This window comes from Vibrio sp. 1402 (genome assembly GCF_033340275.1).
This window is the reverse complement of sequence record NZ_JAWOWE010000201.1, coordinates 1-761: the sequence shown is the minus strand read 5'-3', so window position 1 is coordinate 761 and position 761 is coordinate 1. Positions and strand designations below refer to the sequence as shown.

Below are 761 nucleotides of genomic sequence, written 5' to 3'. Positions count from 1 at the left end.
TGCGCTTGCTCACCAGCGAGAGCAATGATTTCGGAAGCATTACCACGAATGATTAACTTGTTTGCAAGGCGGGCGATTTCGCGCGAGGTTTCGGTGCGTAGTGAACTTGCACCGCAACCGACAGGGTCGAGCACAACGATTTTACCGTTCGAGTTGGCTTGCTCGACGGCATAGCTCATGCGCGGCGTCCAAACGCTGTCTAGGGTGCCGATGTTGATCACCAAAGCGCCTGCAAACGACATCATTTCTGCCATTTCTTGCTTTGAATGCGCCATGATTGGCGAAGCTCCGATAGCCAACAAAGCGTTCGCCGTGTTGTTCATCACCACGTAGTTGGTAATGTTCACGACTAAAGGCTTTTTCTGACGCACTGCGGTTAATGCTTGAGTGATTTGTTCTATTAACATGAGATTCTCCAATTAACCTTATTGTGCGTTTAGACCTTGTTGCCAAAACGCCACTTCCATACGCGTTGCGGTTTTGAAGACCTGAATCAGGTTTTGACCGCGCTGGCTGTGGATGTCGATTTCAGCCAGCAACTGGTTAAAGTGTTCGGCCCCACTTGCCACGCCAGATTGGAACTCTTCACCGCCGTACAAGCTAATCCAACTTGCGTAAGGATTGCCTTCGAATACCGTGTTTTCATCTTCAATCAGCATTTTACCAATGACGGCGTAGCCGATGGAGCAAGGGGCGAGCGCGGCATACAAGTCAACTAAGTCGCCCGTCATTCCCGCATCCAATACGTAGCGCGTGTAAGC

General features: G+C 50.5%; 1 protein-coding gene and 1 pseudogene. Both read right to left on the bottom strand.

Annotation, left to right across the window (positions count from 1 at the left end; all coding sequences use genetic code 11):
• The coding region (locus R7044_RS25085) for a hydroxyethylthiazole kinase (RefSeq protein ID WP_225455981.1) at window positions 1–407 on the bottom strand (407 nt) is incomplete at its 3' end.
• An 18-nt stretch (window positions 408–425) separates the two neighbouring features.
• Window positions 426–761, bottom strand: a pseudogene (locus R7044_RS25080) (thiaminase II); the annotation flags it as partial.